The organism is Streptomyces sp. NPDC104106, assembly GCF_055584345.1.
In genome coordinates this window covers 182,864-196,948 of sequence record NZ_JBVJMF010000014.1, presented here as the reverse complement: position 1 = coordinate 196,948, position 14,085 = coordinate 182,864, and the positions used below count along the sequence as shown (strand labels likewise).

General features: G+C 74.2%; 15 protein-coding genes. 12 read left to right on the top strand and 3 right to left on the bottom strand.

The features are described 5' to 3' along the window. The first annotated feature begins 2 nt into the window (after positions 1–2). Complete coding sequence (glmS, locus tag ACZ60X_RS29530; protein WP_469604794.1) at positions 3–1,850, top strand: glutamine--fructose-6-phosphate transaminase (isomerizing); 1,848 nt, start codon at positions 3–5, stop codon at positions 1,848–1,850. Positions 1,851–1,859: 9 nt separating this feature from the next. Here the strand turns inward: glmS and ACZ60X_RS29525 are convergent, their stop codons facing one another. Next, a complete protein-coding gene (locus tag ACZ60X_RS29525) occupies positions 1,860–2,639 on the bottom strand; it encodes an SDR family NAD(P)-dependent oxidoreductase (protein WP_469604792.1) in 780 nt (259 codons plus the stop codon). 222 nt (positions 2,640–2,861) lie between these two features. Here ACZ60X_RS29525 and ACZ60X_RS29520 point away from each other — a divergent pair, with 222 nt between their 5' ends. The 7 genes from ACZ60X_RS29520 to ACZ60X_RS29490 all read left to right on the top strand — a co-directional run bounded on the left by ACZ60X_RS29520 (position 2,862) and on the right by ACZ60X_RS29490 (position 9,180). Further along, complete coding sequence (locus ACZ60X_RS29520) at positions 2,862–3,233, top strand: holo-ACP synthase (RefSeq protein ID WP_469604789.1); 372 nt, start codon at positions 2,862–2,864, stop codon at positions 3,231–3,233. Between the two features lie 80 nt (positions 3,234–3,313). Beyond that, complete coding sequence (locus ACZ60X_RS29515; RefSeq protein WP_469604787.1) at positions 3,314–4,744, top strand: NAD(P)H-hydrate dehydratase; 1,431 nt, start codon at positions 3,314–3,316, stop codon at positions 4,742–4,744. Positions 4,745–4,852: 108 nt separating this feature from the next. After that, a complete protein-coding gene (locus ACZ60X_RS29510; protein WP_469604784.1) occupies positions 4,853–5,755 on the top strand; it encodes a L,D-transpeptidase family protein in 903 nt (300 codons plus the stop codon). Between the two features lie 47 nt (positions 5,756–5,802). Then, positions 5,803–6,972, top strand: coding sequence for an alanine racemase (gene alr / locus ACZ60X_RS29505; protein ID WP_469604779.1), 1,170 nt, complete (start codon positions 5,803–5,805; stop codon positions 6,970–6,972). A 149-nt stretch (positions 6,973–7,121) separates the two neighbouring features. Beyond that, positions 7,122–8,390 (top strand): alpha/beta fold hydrolase, encoded by a 1,269-nt coding sequence (locus tag ACZ60X_RS29500; protein WP_469604776.1) that lies wholly within the window; start codon positions 7,122–7,124, stop codon positions 8,388–8,390. Further along, entirely contained in the window at positions 8,347–8,868 is a 522-nt protein-coding gene (gene tsaE, locus ACZ60X_RS29495) for a tRNA (adenosine(37)-N6)-threonylcarbamoyltransferase complex ATPase subunit type 1 TsaE (RefSeq protein WP_469604773.1), read from the top strand. The genes ACZ60X_RS29500 and tsaE overlap by 44 nt, the downstream gene beginning before the upstream one ends. 135 nt (positions 8,869–9,003) lie before the next feature. Next, on the top strand, positions 9,004–9,180 hold the full coding sequence (locus ACZ60X_RS29490) for a hypothetical protein (protein WP_469604771.1): 177 nt from the start codon (positions 9,004–9,006) through the stop codon (positions 9,178–9,180). Positions 9,181–9,673: 493 nt separating this feature from the next. On the opposite strand, the gene ACZ60X_RS29485 is transcribed toward ACZ60X_RS29490, so the two are convergent. Then, the gene (locus tag ACZ60X_RS29485; protein ID WP_469604768.1) at positions 9,674–10,237 is read right to left on the bottom strand and encodes a hypothetical protein; all 564 of its coding nucleotides are present in this window, start codon (positions 10,235–10,237) and stop codon (positions 9,674–9,676) included. Positions 10,238–10,366: 129 nt separating this feature from the next. On the opposite strand from ACZ60X_RS29485, the gene tsaB reads away from it, so the two are divergent. From tsaB to ACZ60X_RS29465, 4 genes are read left to right on the top strand one after another with little or no spacing between them, the layout of a single operon-like run. Next, positions 10,367–11,023: a tRNA (adenosine(37)-N6)-threonylcarbamoyltransferase complex dimerization subunit type 1 TsaB gene (tsaB, locus tag ACZ60X_RS29480; protein ID WP_469604765.1), complete on the top strand. Its 657-nt coding sequence runs from the start codon at positions 10,367–10,369 to the stop codon at positions 11,021–11,023. Positions 11,024–11,040: 17 nt separating this feature from the next. Next, a complete protein-coding gene (gene rimI, locus ACZ60X_RS29475) occupies positions 11,041–11,532 on the top strand; it encodes a ribosomal protein S18-alanine N-acetyltransferase (protein ID WP_469604926.1) in 492 nt (163 codons plus the stop codon). Continuing rightward, positions 11,525–12,625, top strand: coding sequence for a tRNA (adenosine(37)-N6)-threonylcarbamoyltransferase complex transferase subunit TsaD (gene tsaD / locus ACZ60X_RS29470; RefSeq protein ID WP_469604763.1), 1,101 nt, complete (start codon positions 11,525–11,527; stop codon positions 12,623–12,625). Before rimI ends, tsaD begins: the two co-directional genes overlap by 8 nt. After that, a complete protein-coding gene (locus ACZ60X_RS29465; RefSeq protein WP_469604761.1) occupies positions 12,622–12,879 on the top strand; it encodes a hypothetical protein in 258 nt (85 codons plus the stop codon). The genes tsaD and ACZ60X_RS29465 overlap by 4 nt, the downstream gene beginning before the upstream one ends. Before the next feature lie 214 nt (positions 12,880–13,093). Here ACZ60X_RS29465 and ACZ60X_RS29460 read toward each other — a convergent pair whose 3' ends face one another. Further along, a complete protein-coding gene (locus tag ACZ60X_RS29460) occupies positions 13,094–13,987 on the bottom strand; it encodes a COG4705 family protein (RefSeq protein ID WP_469604758.1) in 894 nt (297 codons plus the stop codon). Between the last annotated feature and the right edge of the window lie 98 nt (positions 13,988–14,085).

Sequence of the window (14,085 nt, the reverse complement as noted above, 5' to 3'; positions counted from 1 at the left end):
GCATGTGCGGAATCGTGGGATACGTAGGGGCGCAGTCGGCGCTCGATGTCGTGATGGCCGGGCTGAAGCGGCTGGAGTACCGGGGGTACGACTCGGCGGGGGTCGCCGTGCTCGCGGACGGCGGGCTGGCCGCGGCGAAGAAGGCGGGCAAGCTGGTCAACCTGGAGAAGGAGCTGGTCGAGCGGCCGCTGCCGACGGGCGCGACGGGCATCGGTCACACCCGCTGGGCCACGCACGGCGGACCGACCGACGCCAACGCCCATCCGCACCTCGACAACGCCGGGCGCGTCGCCGTCGTGCACAACGGCATCATCGAGAACTTCGCCCTCCTGCGCGCCGAACTCGCCGAACGCGGCCACGAGCTGGCGTCCGAGACGGACACCGAGGTCGTCGCCCACCTCCTCGCCGAGGAGTTCTCCTCCTGCGCGGACCTCGCGGAGGCCATGCGGCTGGTGTGCCGGCGGCTGGAGGGCGCGTTCACGCTGGTCGCGGTGCACGCCGACGAGCCGGACGTGGTCGTGGGCGCGCGGCGCAACTCGCCGCTCGTGGTGGGCGTCGGCGAGGGCGAGGCGTTCCTGGCCTCCGACGTCGCCGCGTTCATCGCGCACACCCGCTCGGCGATCGAGCTGGGGCAGGACCAGGTGGTGGAGCTGCGCCGCGGCGGCGTCACCGTCACCGGGTTCGACGGCCGCCCGGCCGAGGTACGCAGCTACCACGTGGACTGGGACGCGTCGGCCGCCGAGAAGGGCGGCTACGACTACTTCATGCTCAAGGAGATCGCCGAGCAGCCCAAGGCGGTCGCCGACACCCTGCTCGGCCGGATCGACCCGTCCGGCTCGCTGACGCTGGACGAGGTCCGCATCGCGCCCTCGGAGCTGCGCGAGATCGACAAGGTCGTCATCGTCGCCTGCGGTACCGCCTTCCACGCCGGGCTGATCGCCAAGTACGCCATCGAGCACTGGACGCGCATCCCGTGCGAGGTGGAGCTGGCCAGCGAGTTCCGCTACCGGGACCCGATCCTGGACAACCGTTCCCTGGTCATCGCCATCTCCCAGTCCGGCGAGACCATGGACACGCTCATGGCCCTCAGGCACGCCCGTGAGCAGGGCTCGAAGGTGCTGGCCATCTGCAACACCAACGGCTCGACCATTCCCCGCGAGTCGGACGCCGTGCTCTACACGCACGCCGGTCCCGAGGTCGCCGTCGCCTCCACCAAGGCGTTCCTGACCCAGCTGGTGGCCTGCTACCTGGTGGCGCTGTACCTGGGCCAGGTGCGCGGCACCAAGTGGGGCGACGAGATCCAGGCCGTGATCAAGGACCTGTCCCGGATCTCGGAGGAGGTCGAGCGGGTCCTGGAGACCATGGAGCCGGTACGGGCGCTCGCGCGGACGCTGGCGCAGAAGAACACCGTGCTGTTCCTGGGCCGGCACGTGGGCTACCCGGTGGCGCTGGAAGGCGCGCTCAAGCTCAAGGAGCTGGCGTACATGCACGCCGAGGGCTTCGCGGCGGGCGAGCTGAAGCACGGGCCGATCGCGCTGATCGAGGAGGACGTGCCCGTCGTCGTGGTCGTACCCTCCCCGCGCGGCCGCTCGGTCCTGCACGACAAGATCGTCTCCAACATCCAGGAGATCCGGGCCCGCGGCGCCCGCACGATCGTGATCGCGGAGGAGGGCGACGAGGCGGTGGTGCCGTACGCCGACCACCTCATCCGCATCCCCGCCACCCCGACCCTGCTCCAGCCGCTGGTCGCGACCGTGCCGCTGCAGGTCTTCGCCTGCGAGCTGGCCACCGCGCGGGGCAACGAGGTGGACCAGCCGCGCAACCTGGCGAAGTCGGTCACGGTCGAGTAGCCGGCCGGCTCAGTGCACTGACAGACCGCCGTCCACGAAGATCGACTGGCCGGTGACATAGGCGGAGGCGCGGCTCGCGAGGAAGACGGCCGCGCCTTCGAAGTCCTCGGCCAGCCCGTTGCGCCCGATCATCGTGCGCGCGGCCAGGGCGGCCACCTTCTCGGGGTCGGACGAGAGCCGCCGGTTCAGCGCGGTCATCACGAAGCCGGGCACCAGTGTGTTCACGGTGACGCCGTACGGCGACCACGCCTCGGCCTGGGACCGGGCCAGCGACTCCAGACCGCCCTTGGAGACGCCGTAGGCGCCGCTCTGCACGAAGGCGCGGTGGGCCTGCTGCGAGGTGATGTGGATGATCCGGCCGAAGCCGCGCTGCGCCATACCGGGCCCGAAGCGCCGGCCCAGCAGGAAGGGCGCCTGAAGGTTCACCGCCATCGTGGCGTCCCACACGTCGTCGCCCAGCTCGTCCATCGGCGGCCTGAGGTTGATCCCGGCGGAGTTGACCAGGATGTCCGGCTCGCCGAACACCGCGGCCGCCTCCTCGGCGGCGGCGCGTACCCCGTCCCGGCTGCCCAGGTCGCCCGCGACCCAGGCCGCCCGCGCGCCCGCGTCCGTCAACTCGGCGACAGTGTCGGCCAGTTGCCCCTTGCCGCGGGCCACGACCACCACCCGGGCGCCGGCCCGCGCCAGCGCCCTGGCGATGGCCCGGCCGATGCCGGAACTGCCCCCGGTCACCACGGCGGTGCGGTCGTCCAGCGCGAACAGGTCGGAGAGATAGGCCTCGGAAGTCATGGGCGGAGCCTAAGCGCTCCGCCGGGAGCGCCGTGCCGTGCCGCCGGGCGGCCGCGGTCCGCCGTGGCCGGTCGCGCCCACGCGGCGGAGCCGCACATCGGCCCAGCCCCGCGCCCCTTCGGGGCGCTGCCGAACCGCACCGGACTCCGCCGAACCCGCCTGGCCGGGGCACGCCCGGCACCACACCGCGCGCCGGTGCCGCGCGACCGTAGGCTGCCCGGCATGAGCATCATCGGAGTGGGGATCGACGTCGCCGAGGTCGACCGGTTCCGGGTGTCGCTGGAGCGCACCCCCGGGCTGGCCGAGCGGCTTTTCGTGGAGTCGGAACTGCTGCTGCCCAGCGGGGAGCGGCGCGGGATCGCCTCGCTCGCGGCCCGGTTCGCGGCCAAGGAGGCGCTGGCGAAGGCCCTGGGCGCGCCGCCCGGACTGCACTGGACCGACGCCGAGGTGTACGTCGAGGACAGCGGGCAGCCCCGGTTGCGGGTGCGGGGGACCGTGGCGGCGCGGGCCGCCCAACTCGGCGTGCAGTCCTGGCACGTGTCGCTCAGCCATGACGCCGGTGTCGCCTCGGCCGTGGTGGTCGCCGAGGGCTGAGCGTCCCGGGGCGGCGGCCCGGCCGGGCCACGGCCGGTTACGGGTGTGGCCCGCGCCGGTTCCGGGGCAGACTCGGTGCCATGCGTACTGCGTACAGCGTGGAGACGGTAAGGGCGGCCGAACGGGCCCTCATGGCACGGCTGCCGGAGGGCGCGCTGATGCAGCGGGCCGCCGCGGGACTGGCCGCGGCCTGCGCGGAACTGCTCGGCCGGGTGTACGGCAGCCGGGTGGTGCTGCTCGTGGGCAGCGGGGACAACGGCGGGGACGCCCTGTACGCGGGGGCGCGGCTGGCCCGGCGCGGGGCCGGGGTCACGGCCGTGCTGCTCGCGCCCGAGCGGGCGCACGCCGGCGGACTGGCGGCGCTGCGCCGGGCGGGTGGCGCGGTGGCCTCCGGCGGTGCCGAGGAACTGGTGGAGCGCGCGGACCTCGTCGTGGACGGCATCGTCGGGATCGGCGGGAAGGGCGGCCTGCGGCCCGAGGCGGCCGCGCTGGCCGAGGCGGCCGGGCGGTCCCGGGCCGCCGTGGTCGCCGTGGACCTGCCCAGCGGGGTCGAGGCCGACACCGGCGAGGTGCGCGGGGCCGCCGTCCACGCCGACCTGACCGTCACCTTCGGCACGTACAAGCCCGGACTGCTGATCGATCCCGCGCGGGAGTACGCCGGGGTCGTCCGGCTCGTCGGCATCGGGCTCGAACTGCCCGGCGCCGGCGAGCTGGACGCCCTGCAGCACGCCGATGTGGCGCGGCGGCTGCCGGTGCCGGGCGCGGAGAGCGACAAGTACCGGCGCGGCGTCGTCGGGATCGCGGCCGGGTCCGCGCGCTATCCGGGGGCCGCCGTGCTCGCCGTCTCCGGCGCGCTGCGCGGCGGGGCCGGGGCCGTACGGTACGTCGGTCCCGCGGCGGACGCGGTCATCGCGCGCTTCCCGGAGACGCTGGTGTCCGACCGGGGGCCGGCGAAGGCGGGCCGGGTGCAGGCCTGGGTGACCGGCCCCGGTGCGGGGGAGGACGCGGCGACCGTGGCCGAGGTGCTCGGCACGGACGTACCGGTGCTGCTCGACGCGGACGGGCTGCGGCTGGCCGAGCGGGACGCGGTGCGCGGGCGGACCGCGCCGACGCTGATGACCCCTCACGCCGGGGAGGCGGCCGCGCTGTTGGGCGTACGGCGCGAGGAGGTCGAGGGCGCCCGGCTGGCGGCGGTGCGGGAGCTGGCGGCGGTGTACGGGGCGACCGTGCTGCTGAAGGGCTCCACGACCCTGGTCGCCACCGCCGGGGGCGGGCCGGTGCGGGTGAACGCCACGGGCACCTCCTGGCTGGCCACGGCGGGCAGCGGGGACGTGCTGTCCGGGCTCGCGGGGTCCCTGCTGGCAGCGGGGCTGCCGGTGCTGGACGCGGGGAGCGTGGCCGCGTATCTGCACGGGCTGGCCGGGAGGTTGGCGGCGCGCGGAGCGCCGGCGGGGGCGCACGACGTGGCGGCGCGGATCCCGGAGGCGTGGCGGGATGTGACGGCGCCGTAGCCGACCCCGGAGCGGTGCCCCGCCCCCCTTCCCGAGCCGGTAGGCGACACGGGTGATCCCCCCGCGCGGCACCGCCGGTCCGGTGGGGCCGCGCGTTTGGCTGATCGCATGATCAGCAGACGAATGGCGTCCACGGCCGTCGCTGTGCTGCTCGCCACCGCAGTGACCCTCCCGGCCGCGTCCCCGGCCCCGGCCGCCGTGCCCCGGGCCGCCCGGAAGCCGCCCGCTCCCGGACCCGCCCCCGGACTCGTCCCCGGCCAGGCCCTCACCGGTCAGCCCGGGCAGCTCGACACGCCCGACCAGGTGCTGCCCCCGAAGGTCTACGCGCCGCCGCTGCGCGAAGACCGCATCGAGCCCCGGCAGGCGCCCGCGGGGGCGTACGACCTCGTCGAGTACGTGCCGCTCTCCGACGCCGTCGCCAAGGTCTCGTGCAGCAGCCGGACCGGGCCGTACCAGCGCCGGGTGGAGCGGTGGCTGGGGCTGAGGGCGGACGGCCGGCAGTCCGCCGCCGACTGCAGGGCCGTCCGGGCCTTCCAGCTGAAGTACGGGATCAGGCCCGCGAGCGGCTTCGCCGGGCCCGTCACCTGGTCGACCATGACGCTCGTCTCGGCCCGGAAGAACCCGAACGCCGCCGGCAGGTGCCCGGTGCGGTCGTACAAGGTGGCCTGTGTCGATCTGGACCGGCAGCTCACCTGGGTGCAGAAGGGCTCCGAGGTGCTGTTCGGGCCGGTGCCGATGCGCAGCGGACGCAAGGGGCACGTCACCCGCGAGGGCTGGCACACGGTCTACTGGCGGCACAAGAACCACGCGTCGCCCCTCTACAACCAGCCCATGCCGTATGCCCAGTTCTTCGACGGCGCCGAGGCCTTCCACGCCGTCTACGGCAGCATCCACACCACCGTCGGCTCCTGGGGCTGCGTCAATCTCAGGCTCGGGGACGCGCGCACGCTGTGGAACGTGGTGGGGAAGGGCGACCATGTCTACGTATGGGGGCGCAGGCCGGGTACCTGAGACTGCGACCGGGGCCCGCCGAGCCCTGATGAGACACTGGGGGCGCCATGAGTGAGACAGCAGCTGAGCCGACCGCCCCCCTGCGCGCCCGGGCCGAGATCGACCTGGGTGCCCTGCGCGCCAATGCGCGGGCCCTGCGTGCCCGGGCGAAGGGCGCGGCCGTGATGGCCGTCGTCAAGTCCGACGGGTACGGCCACGGGGCGGTGCCCTGTGCCCGCGCGGCCCTCGACGCGGGCGCGACCTGGCTCGGCACGGCCACGCCCGAGGAGGCACTCGCGCTGCGCGCGGCCGGGCTGCCCGGCCGGATCCTGTGCTGGCTGTGGGTGCCCGGCGGGCCCTGGCGGCAGGCGATCGAGGCCGATCTCGACGTGTCCGTCAGCGGGATGTGGGCGCTGCGCGAGGCCGTCGCGGCCGCCCGCGCGGCCGGGCGCCCCGCGCGCGTGCAGCTCAAGGCCGACACCGGGCTCGGCCGTAACGGCTGCCAGCCCGGCGCCGACTGGGCCGAGCTGGTCGGCGCCGCCCTGCGCGCCGAGGCCGACGGGCTGGTGAAGGTCACCGGGCTGTGGTCGCACTTCGCCTGCGCCGACGAGCCCCGGCACCCCTCCATCACCGCCCAGCTCGACCTCTTCCGGGACATGACGGCGTACGCCGAGGAGCGGGGCGTACGGCCCGAGGTGCGGCACATCGCCAACTCGCCCGCCGCGCTGACCCTTCCCGAGACCCACTTCGACCTCGTCCGCACGGGCATCGCGCTCTACGGCATCTCGCCCAGCCCCGAACTGGGCACCCCGGCCGACTTCGGGCTGCGCCCGGTGATGACGCTGCGCGCCTCGCTGGCCCTGGTCAAGCACGTCCCCGGCGGGCACGGGGTCTCCTACGGCCACCACTACGTCACGCCCGGCGAGACCACCCTCGGCCTCGTCCCGGTCGGCTACGCGGACGGCATCCCGCGGCACGCCTCCGGCACCGGCCCGGTGCTGGTCGACGGCAAGTGGCGCACGGTCGCAGGCCGGGTCGCCATGGACCAGTTCGTCGTGGACCTCGGCGGCGACGAGCCGGCGGTGGGCAGCGAGGCCGTGCTGTTCGGGCCCGGCGACCGCGGCGAGCCGACCGCCGAGGACTGGGCGCAGGCCTGCGGCACGATCGCGTACGAGATCGTCACACGCATCGGAACCCGGGTGCCCCGCGTCTACGTGAACGCGGAACGACTCGGGTAACCCGTAGACAGGGCGCGGCAGCGGGGCGCGACCAGGATCACGTGTAACGCCGGTCATACCTGTGACGGCGGCGACGGCGGCACCATCGGTCGCACCCGGCCGGGCGAAATCCGCGACGGCGAGGACGAAACGGCGAAGAGGAGCGGTACGTGAGCGAGAGCAGCGCGGAGGCCGTGGCGGACGTCGTCGCCTCGGCGGCCGCCGCCTCCGCCGCCGGAGCGGTCGGCGGCTGGCGCCGGGCGACCGGCATCGCCGGCGCCGCGATAGGCGTGCTCGCCGCGGGCGCGGCGGCCGGTGTGGCGGTCGAGCGGATGACGGTGGGGCGTGGCATGCGCCGCAAGGCCCGGCTGGCCCTGGACTCCGCCGGGCCCTACGGCACCCTGCGCGGCGCCGCCGGCAAGGCGATCGCCGACGACGGCACGGAGCTGTACTACGAGGTGGACGAGGCCGAGCCCGACAACGGTCCGCACGTCTCCCCGCGCAGGCGCCGGCTCTTCGGCCGCAAGACGCCCGCCCCGGTCACCGTCGTCTTCAGCCACGGCTACTGCCTGAACCAGGACTCCTGGCACTTCCAGCGCGCCGCCCTGCGCGGGGTCGTCCGCACCGTGCACTGGGACCAGCGCAGCCACGGCCGCTCCGGGCGGGGCGTGGCCCAGACGCGGGACCGGGTGCCGCTCACCATCGACCAGCTCGGCCGCGATCTGAAGGCCGTGCTCGACGCCGCCGTGCCCGAGGGGCCGATCGTGCTGGTCGGGCACTCGATGGGCGGCATGACGATGATGGCGCTCGCCGCCCAGTACCCCGAGCTGATCCGGGACCGGGTCGTCGCCACCGCCTTCGTCGGCACGTCGTCCGGGCGGCTCGGCGAGGTCAACTTCGGACTGCCCGTCGCCGGCGTCAACGCGGTGCGGCGGATCCTGCCGGGGGTGCTGAAGGCGCTCGGGCAGCAGGCGGAGCTGGTGGAGAAGGGCAGGCGGGCCACCGCCGACCTGTTCGCCGGGATCATCAAGCGGTACTCGTTCGCCGGGCGCGACATCGACCCGGCCGTCGCGCGGTTCGCGGAGCGGATGATCGAGTCCACGACGATCGACGTGGTCGCCGAGTTCTACCCGGCCTTCACCGACCACGACAAGACCGAGGCGCTCTCCTGCTTCCGGGACCAGCCCGTGCTGGTGCTGGCGGGCGTGCAGGACCTGGTGACGCCCAGCGAGCACAGCGAGGCCATCGCCGATCTGCTGCCCGAGTGCGAGCTGGTGCTCGTGCCGGACGCCGGTCACCTGGTGATGCTGGAGCACCCGGAAGTGGTCACCGACCGTCTCGCCGACCTGCTCACCCGCGCGGGTGCGGTGCCGGCAGGGGCTACGGTTAGTGGCTATGGAACGACCGGCAGCACCAGCAGCACCGCGGGACCCCGCTGAGACCCGGCTGACGATCACTTCCCCCGAGCAGATGCGCGAGCTGGGCCGCCGCCTGGCCAAGCTGCTGCGCGCGGGAGACCTGGTGATGCTCAGCGGGGAGCTGGGCGCGGGCAAGACCACGCTGACCCGCGGTCTCGGCGAGGGCCTGGGCGTGCGCGGCGCGGTCACCTCGCCGACCTTCGTGATCGCCCGGGTGCACCCCTCCCTCGGCGACGGCCCGCCCCTGGTCCACGTCGACGCCTACCGGCTCGGCGGCGGCCTGGACGAGATGGAGGACCTGGACCTCGACGTCTCGCTGCCCGACTCGGTCATCGTCGTGGAGTGGGGCGAGGGCAAGGTCGAGGAGCTGACCGAGGACCGCCTCCAGGTCGGCATCCACCGCGCCGTCGGCGACACGACCGACGAGGTGCGGCACGTGACGCTCACCGGGCTCGGCGAGCGGTGGACGGACGCCGGGCTGGAGACGCTCGCCGCCTGACGGCCACGACCCGACGGGATTCCGACAGGCCGTCGGCAAGATATTGCGCAGGACGTCCCGGGCGTGGTCCCATGGGAGCCAGCCCGTAGTTAGGCGTGCCTAACTACGCCCGCCCCCGCACCTCAGGAGGCGTCCATGACCGCACCCAGCCCGACCGGGATCTCGATGCACGACCTGCTGGCGTCGTGCGCGGCGGCGGACGTCATCTCCCGACCACCGCGCGGCTCCACCCCGTGCCCGCGACCGTCCGCGACGGCGCAGCGGACACCGGACGACCCTCCCCGGCCCCCCACGGAGCGCGAGGCCGCCTGAGCCGGTTCGGCGGAGTGCGGCGCGCGCTCGGTCGCGGCGGTGCGGTGGATGCCGGTCGGGTTTCCCCGGCCGCGCGGGGGGCGCGAGGTGGCCTGGCGGCGGGTTCGGTGGGGCCTGGTGCGGTTCGGCAGCGCTCTGCGGGGGCGGGGAGCCGCGCGACCGGCCGGGTGGCGCGGTCGACGGCGGACGAGTCTCTCCGGCGCCCTCCGGAGCGCGAGGCCGCCTGAGCCGGTTCGGCGCTCGCTCGCGGTGGCGCGGTGGATGCGGGTCGGGTCTCCCGGGCTGCCCGCGGAGTGCGAGGCCGCCTGAGCGGGTCCGGCGGAGTGCGGCGCGCGCTCGGTCGAGGTGGCGCGGTGGATGCCGGTCGAGCCTTCCCGGAGTGCGAGGCCGCCTGAGCGGGTCCGGCGGAGTGCGGCGCGCGCTCGGTCGGGGTGGGCCGCAGCCTCCGACGCGGCAGGTCGCCGCGCTTCCGGCGGAGCGCCCAGCGGAGTGCTCAGCGGATCACGATCACCGGCACGCCGATCGTCGCGAAGTTCCACATCGCGACCCCGTCCGGCCGGCTCTCCCGGATTCCGCCCGTGCGCACCGTCGGATCGGCCGAAGACTGGGCGGCGATCGCCGCGCTGAAGCCGATCGCCAGCCCGTCGACGCTGGTGAACCGCACGACGTGCTCGACCGGCGTGCCGTCGGTGCCGGTGACCGCGCTGGAGCGGGAGGTGACCCAGTACGAGCCGGGCGGCGGGCCGATCGTGCCCGGCGTCACCTGGAAGGTGCGCTCCACCCGGTTCGCGCGGTCGACCAGCCAGACCCGGTCGTCGGCCAGCGCGTACACGACCCGCTCCCCCCTCCCGGAGCCGGCCGGCAGGGCCGTGGTGTCACGGCGGTCCCGCTGCGCCTCGCCGGCGGACACCGAGGGCGACGCCGGTGACGCCGTCGCGCCGGGGCGGCCGGACACGCTCGCCGGTGCGTTCGCACGGGCCTGGTAGGCGAGGAAGCCGACGGCACCGAGGGCCACCGCGGTCAGGCCGGCCACGATTCCCGAGCTGGTCCCTGCCACGTGTCCCACCTCTGCCTCGTCGCCTCATCTGCTTCATGCGATATGTCGTACTTCGTACAGACCGTAGCAGCCGGTGACCGTCCGACCCGGACGGCGATGCACGAGCCGTGGGCGCCGTAGGCTGTTCGCGTGCTCTTGCTCGCTCTGGATACCGCCACCCCCGCCGTCACCGTCGCGCTGCACGACGGCACGGACGTCGTCGCCTCGTCGAGCCAGGTGGACGCGCGCCGGCACGGAGAGCTGCTGCTGCCGGCCGTCGACCGTGTGCTCACCGAGGCCGGGATCGCGCTGGACGCCGTCACCGGGATCGTCGTCGGCGTCGGGCCCGGCCCCTACACCGGCCTGCGCGTCGGCTTGATGACCGCCGACACCTTCGGCCTCGCGCTCGGCGTCCCGGTGCACGGCGTGTGCACCCTGGACGGCCTCGCCTACGCCGCCGACATCGAGAAGGGCCCCTTCGTCGTGGCGACCGATGCCCGGCGCAAGGAGGTCTACTGGGCGACGTACGCCGACTCGCGTACCCGGCTCACCGACCCGGCGGTGGACCGGCCGGCCGACATCGCCGAGCAGGTCGCGGGCCTGCCCGCGGTCGGCGCGGGCGCGCTGCTCTACCCGGAGACGTTCCCGCGCGCCCACGAGCCCGAGCACGTCTCGGCCGCCGCCCTCGCCTCGCTCGCCGCGCACAAGCTCGCCGCCGGCGAGGAACTGGCGGCGCCCCGGCCGCTGTACCTGCGCCGCCCGGACGCCCAGGTGCCCAAGAACTACAAGGTGGTCACGCCGAAGTGACCGTGCGACTGCGCGAGATGCGCTGGTGGGACATCGACCAGGTCCTGGAGCTGGAGAAGGAACTGTTCCCCGAGGACGCCTGGTCGCGGGGCATGTTCTGGTCCGAGCTGGCCCACGCCCGCGGCGCCGGGGCGACCCGCCGCTATCTCGTGGCCGAGGAGGACACCGGCGGCGCCGGGTCCGGCCGGATCGTCGGGTACGCGGGCCTCGCCTCCTCCGGCGACCAGGCGGACGTGCAGACCATCGCCGTCGCCCGCGACCTCCAGGGCACCGGCCTCGGCCGGCTGCTGCTGACCGAGCTGCTGCGCGCGGCGACCGCGTTCGAGTGCCACGAGGTGCTGCTGGAGTGCCGGGTGGACAACCTGGCCGCCCAGAAGCTCTACGAGCGCTTCGGTTTCGAGCCGATCGGCTTCCGGCGCGGCTACTACCAGCCCGGCAACGTGGACGCCCTGGTCATGCGCCTGACCGACCCTTCATCCTCAGTACAAGGAACCGAGATCAATGGCTGACGAACCTCTCGTCCTCGGCATCGAGACCTCCTGCGACGAGACCGGCGTCGGCATCGTCCGCGGCACCACCCTGCTGGCGGACGCCGTCGCCTCCAGCGTCGACGAGCACGCCCGCTTCGGCGGTGTCGTCCCCGAGGTGGCCTCCCGCGCCCACCTGGAGGCGATGGTCCCCACCATCGACCGCGCGCTGAAGGAGGCGGGCGTCTCGGCCCGGGACCTCGACGGCATCGCCGTGACCGCCGGTCCCGGGCTCGCGGGCGCGCTCCTCGTCGGCGTCTCCGCGGCCAAGGCGTACGCATACGCCCTCGGCAAGCCCCTGTACGGCGTCAACCACCTCGCCTCGCACATCTGCGTCGACCAGCTGGAGCACGGCCCGCTGCCCGAGCCGACCATGGCCCTGCTGGTCTCCGGCGGCCACTCCTCGCTGCTGCTGTCGACGGACATCACCTCCGACGTCCGGCCGATGGGCTCGACCATCGACGACGCGGCCGGCGAGGCCTTCGACAAGATCGCCCGCGTGCTGAACCTGGGCTTCCCCGGCGGCCCGGTCATCGACCGGTACGCGCGCGAGGGCGACCCCGAGGCGATCGCGTTCCCGCGCGGGCTGACCGGCCCCCGCGACCCCGCCTACGACTTCTCCTTCTCGGGTCTGAAGACGGCCGTGGCCCGCTGGATCGAGGCCCGGCGGGCGGCCGGCGAGGAGGTCCCGGTCCGCGACGTGGCCGCCTCCTTCCAGGAGGCCGTCGTGGACGTGCTGACCCGCAAGGCCGTGCGCGCCTGCAAGGACGAGGGCGTCGACCACCTGATGATCGGCGGCGGCGTCGCGGCCAACTCCCGGCTGCGTGCTCTCGCCCAGGAGCGCTGCGAGGCGGCCGGCATCCGGCTGCGCGTGCCGCGCCCCAAGCTGTGCACGGACAACGGCGCGATGGTGGCCGCCCTCGGCGCCGAGATGGTGGCCCGTCGCCGCGCCGCCTCCGGCTGGGACCTGTCCGCCGACTCCTCCCTGCCGGTGACCGACCCGCACGTGCCCGGCGAGCACGGCCACGACCACGACCACGTGCACGAGGTCAGCAAGGAGAACCTGTACTCGTGACCGTCGCGCTGATGTGGGAGGCCCGGGCCGTGGCGGGCCGGGGCGGGGAACTGCTGGCCTGGGTGCGGGAACAGCCGCTCGCCGTCGAGCCGTTGCGCCGCGAGACCCTGCGGGCGCCGCAGGACCGGGTGCTGGTCATCACGTGGTGGGACGCGCCGTACACCGCCGAGCTGCCCGAACTGCCCGAGCCCGACCCGGAGTTGGTGACCCGGGCGGTGCACCGCTGGCGGTTCGAGGCGGTCGCCGGCGACTGAGTTGAGACGCCCGGCCGAACTGCGCTATGATCATCACACAGCGAACGGCAGGAACCGGGAAACCGGAACCCCGGCCGAATCGCAGTGCGTTGGTGGTCCAAGGAAAGACGCCCCGCTTCCTGCGGGGAGATGCAGGTGCAAGGCCTGCCCGGCGCTCTCGACCGAAAACCGCCCCGGATGTCCGGGGCGGTTTTCGCCGTTGCGGGGGCCGCCGTCACCGGTGGCCGGCTCGCTGCGGCTGGTCCGCCTTCGCCTTCGCGGTCCCGCCCGCGGCCGCCGGGGCCGTCGCCGCCCGCCGCTCCTTGCGCCGCGCGTACGCCATCAGGCCGAACAGCACCGTCAGCAGCACCGCCGAAGAGCCCGCCGTACCGAGGTCCAGCCCGCCCTTGGCGGTCGGCTTGGTCAGGAAGTCGCCGGCCGTGGCGCCGAGCGGGCGGGTCAGCACGAACGCGATCCAGAACAGCAGGACGTTCGGCACAGCCGGAACCCGCATCAGGGCGACGAGGAGCAGCAGGACGCCGGTCACCAGCGAGGCGCCGCCCAGGTAGCCCAGGCCCGAGCTGTCGGAGAGGAAGTCGCCCATCGAGGTGCCGAGGGTGTTGGACACGAGGATCGCCGACCAGAACAGGGCCTCGCCCCGGAAGGTGACGATCTCGGTGATCTGGAAGGTCATCCCGCTCAGCTTCCAGGCGAGGAAGATCAGCAGCAGGAGCGAGACCAGGATCGCGGCGCCCTCCGGATAGCCGAGGCCGAGGCCCTGCGGGCCCCAGCCGAGCGAGGTGGCGCCGCCGGAGAGGTACGCGGCGCTGGCGTCCCGGTTCATGAAGTCGGACAGGGTGGTGCCGGCCATGGAGGTCGACAGGATCACCGTCCAGTAGAAGAACGGGTTGTAGCGCGTCGAGCGGAGCTGGATCACGAGCGTCACCACGAAGACGCCGAACAGGGCGATCGTGGTGAGGAAGTAGCCGAGCTTCAGTGTCTGGGAGAACAGGTCGCCCGCGGTCTCGCCCAGGGTCGTCGCCGCGATCTTCATGATCCAGAACGCGAGGGTGACCTCTGGCAGCTTCTTCATGACGGATGTCGTCGTGGTCAAGGGCGTGGTCGTCACGGGGTGCGCTCCTGTGGGGGGAGTGGGGTACGGCCCGACCCTCCCAGGAGCGACCTGAACGCGTCATGAACACGCGCGGCACAGGGGTCGGTTTTTGC

Bases quoted from the DNA above. Each gene is read 5' to 3' on its own strand.
- glmS (WP_469604794.1), top strand. From the start codon at position 3: ATGTGCGGAATCGTGGGATACGTAGGGGCGCAGTCGGCGCTCGATGTC.
- ACZ60X_RS29525 (WP_469604792.1), bottom strand. From the start codon at position 2,639: ATGACTTCCGAGGCCTATCTCTCCGACCTGTTCGCGCTGGACGACCGC.
- ACZ60X_RS29520 (WP_469604789.1), top strand. From the start codon at position 2,862: ATGAGCATCATCGGAGTGGGGATCGACGTCGCCGAGGTCGACCGGTTC.
- ACZ60X_RS29515 (WP_469604787.1), top strand. From the start codon at position 3,314: ATGCGTACTGCGTACAGCGTGGAGACGGTAAGGGCGGCCGAACGGGCC.
- ACZ60X_RS29510 (WP_469604784.1), top strand. From the start codon at position 4,853: ATGATCAGCAGACGAATGGCGTCCACGGCCGTCGCTGTGCTGCTCGCC.
- alr (WP_469604779.1), top strand. From the start codon at position 5,803: ATGAGTGAGACAGCAGCTGAGCCGACCGCCCCCCTGCGCGCCCGGGCC.
- tsaE (WP_469604773.1), top strand. From the start codon at position 8,347: ATGGAACGACCGGCAGCACCAGCAGCACCGCGGGACCCCGCTGAGACC.
- ACZ60X_RS29490 (WP_469604771.1), top strand. From the start codon at position 9,004: ATGACCGCACCCAGCCCGACCGGGATCTCGATGCACGACCTGCTGGCG.
- rimI (WP_469604926.1), top strand. From the start codon at position 11,041: ATGCGCTGGTGGGACATCGACCAGGTCCTGGAGCTGGAGAAGGAACTG.
- tsaD (WP_469604763.1), top strand. From the start codon at position 11,525: ATGGCTGACGAACCTCTCGTCCTCGGCATCGAGACCTCCTGCGACGAG.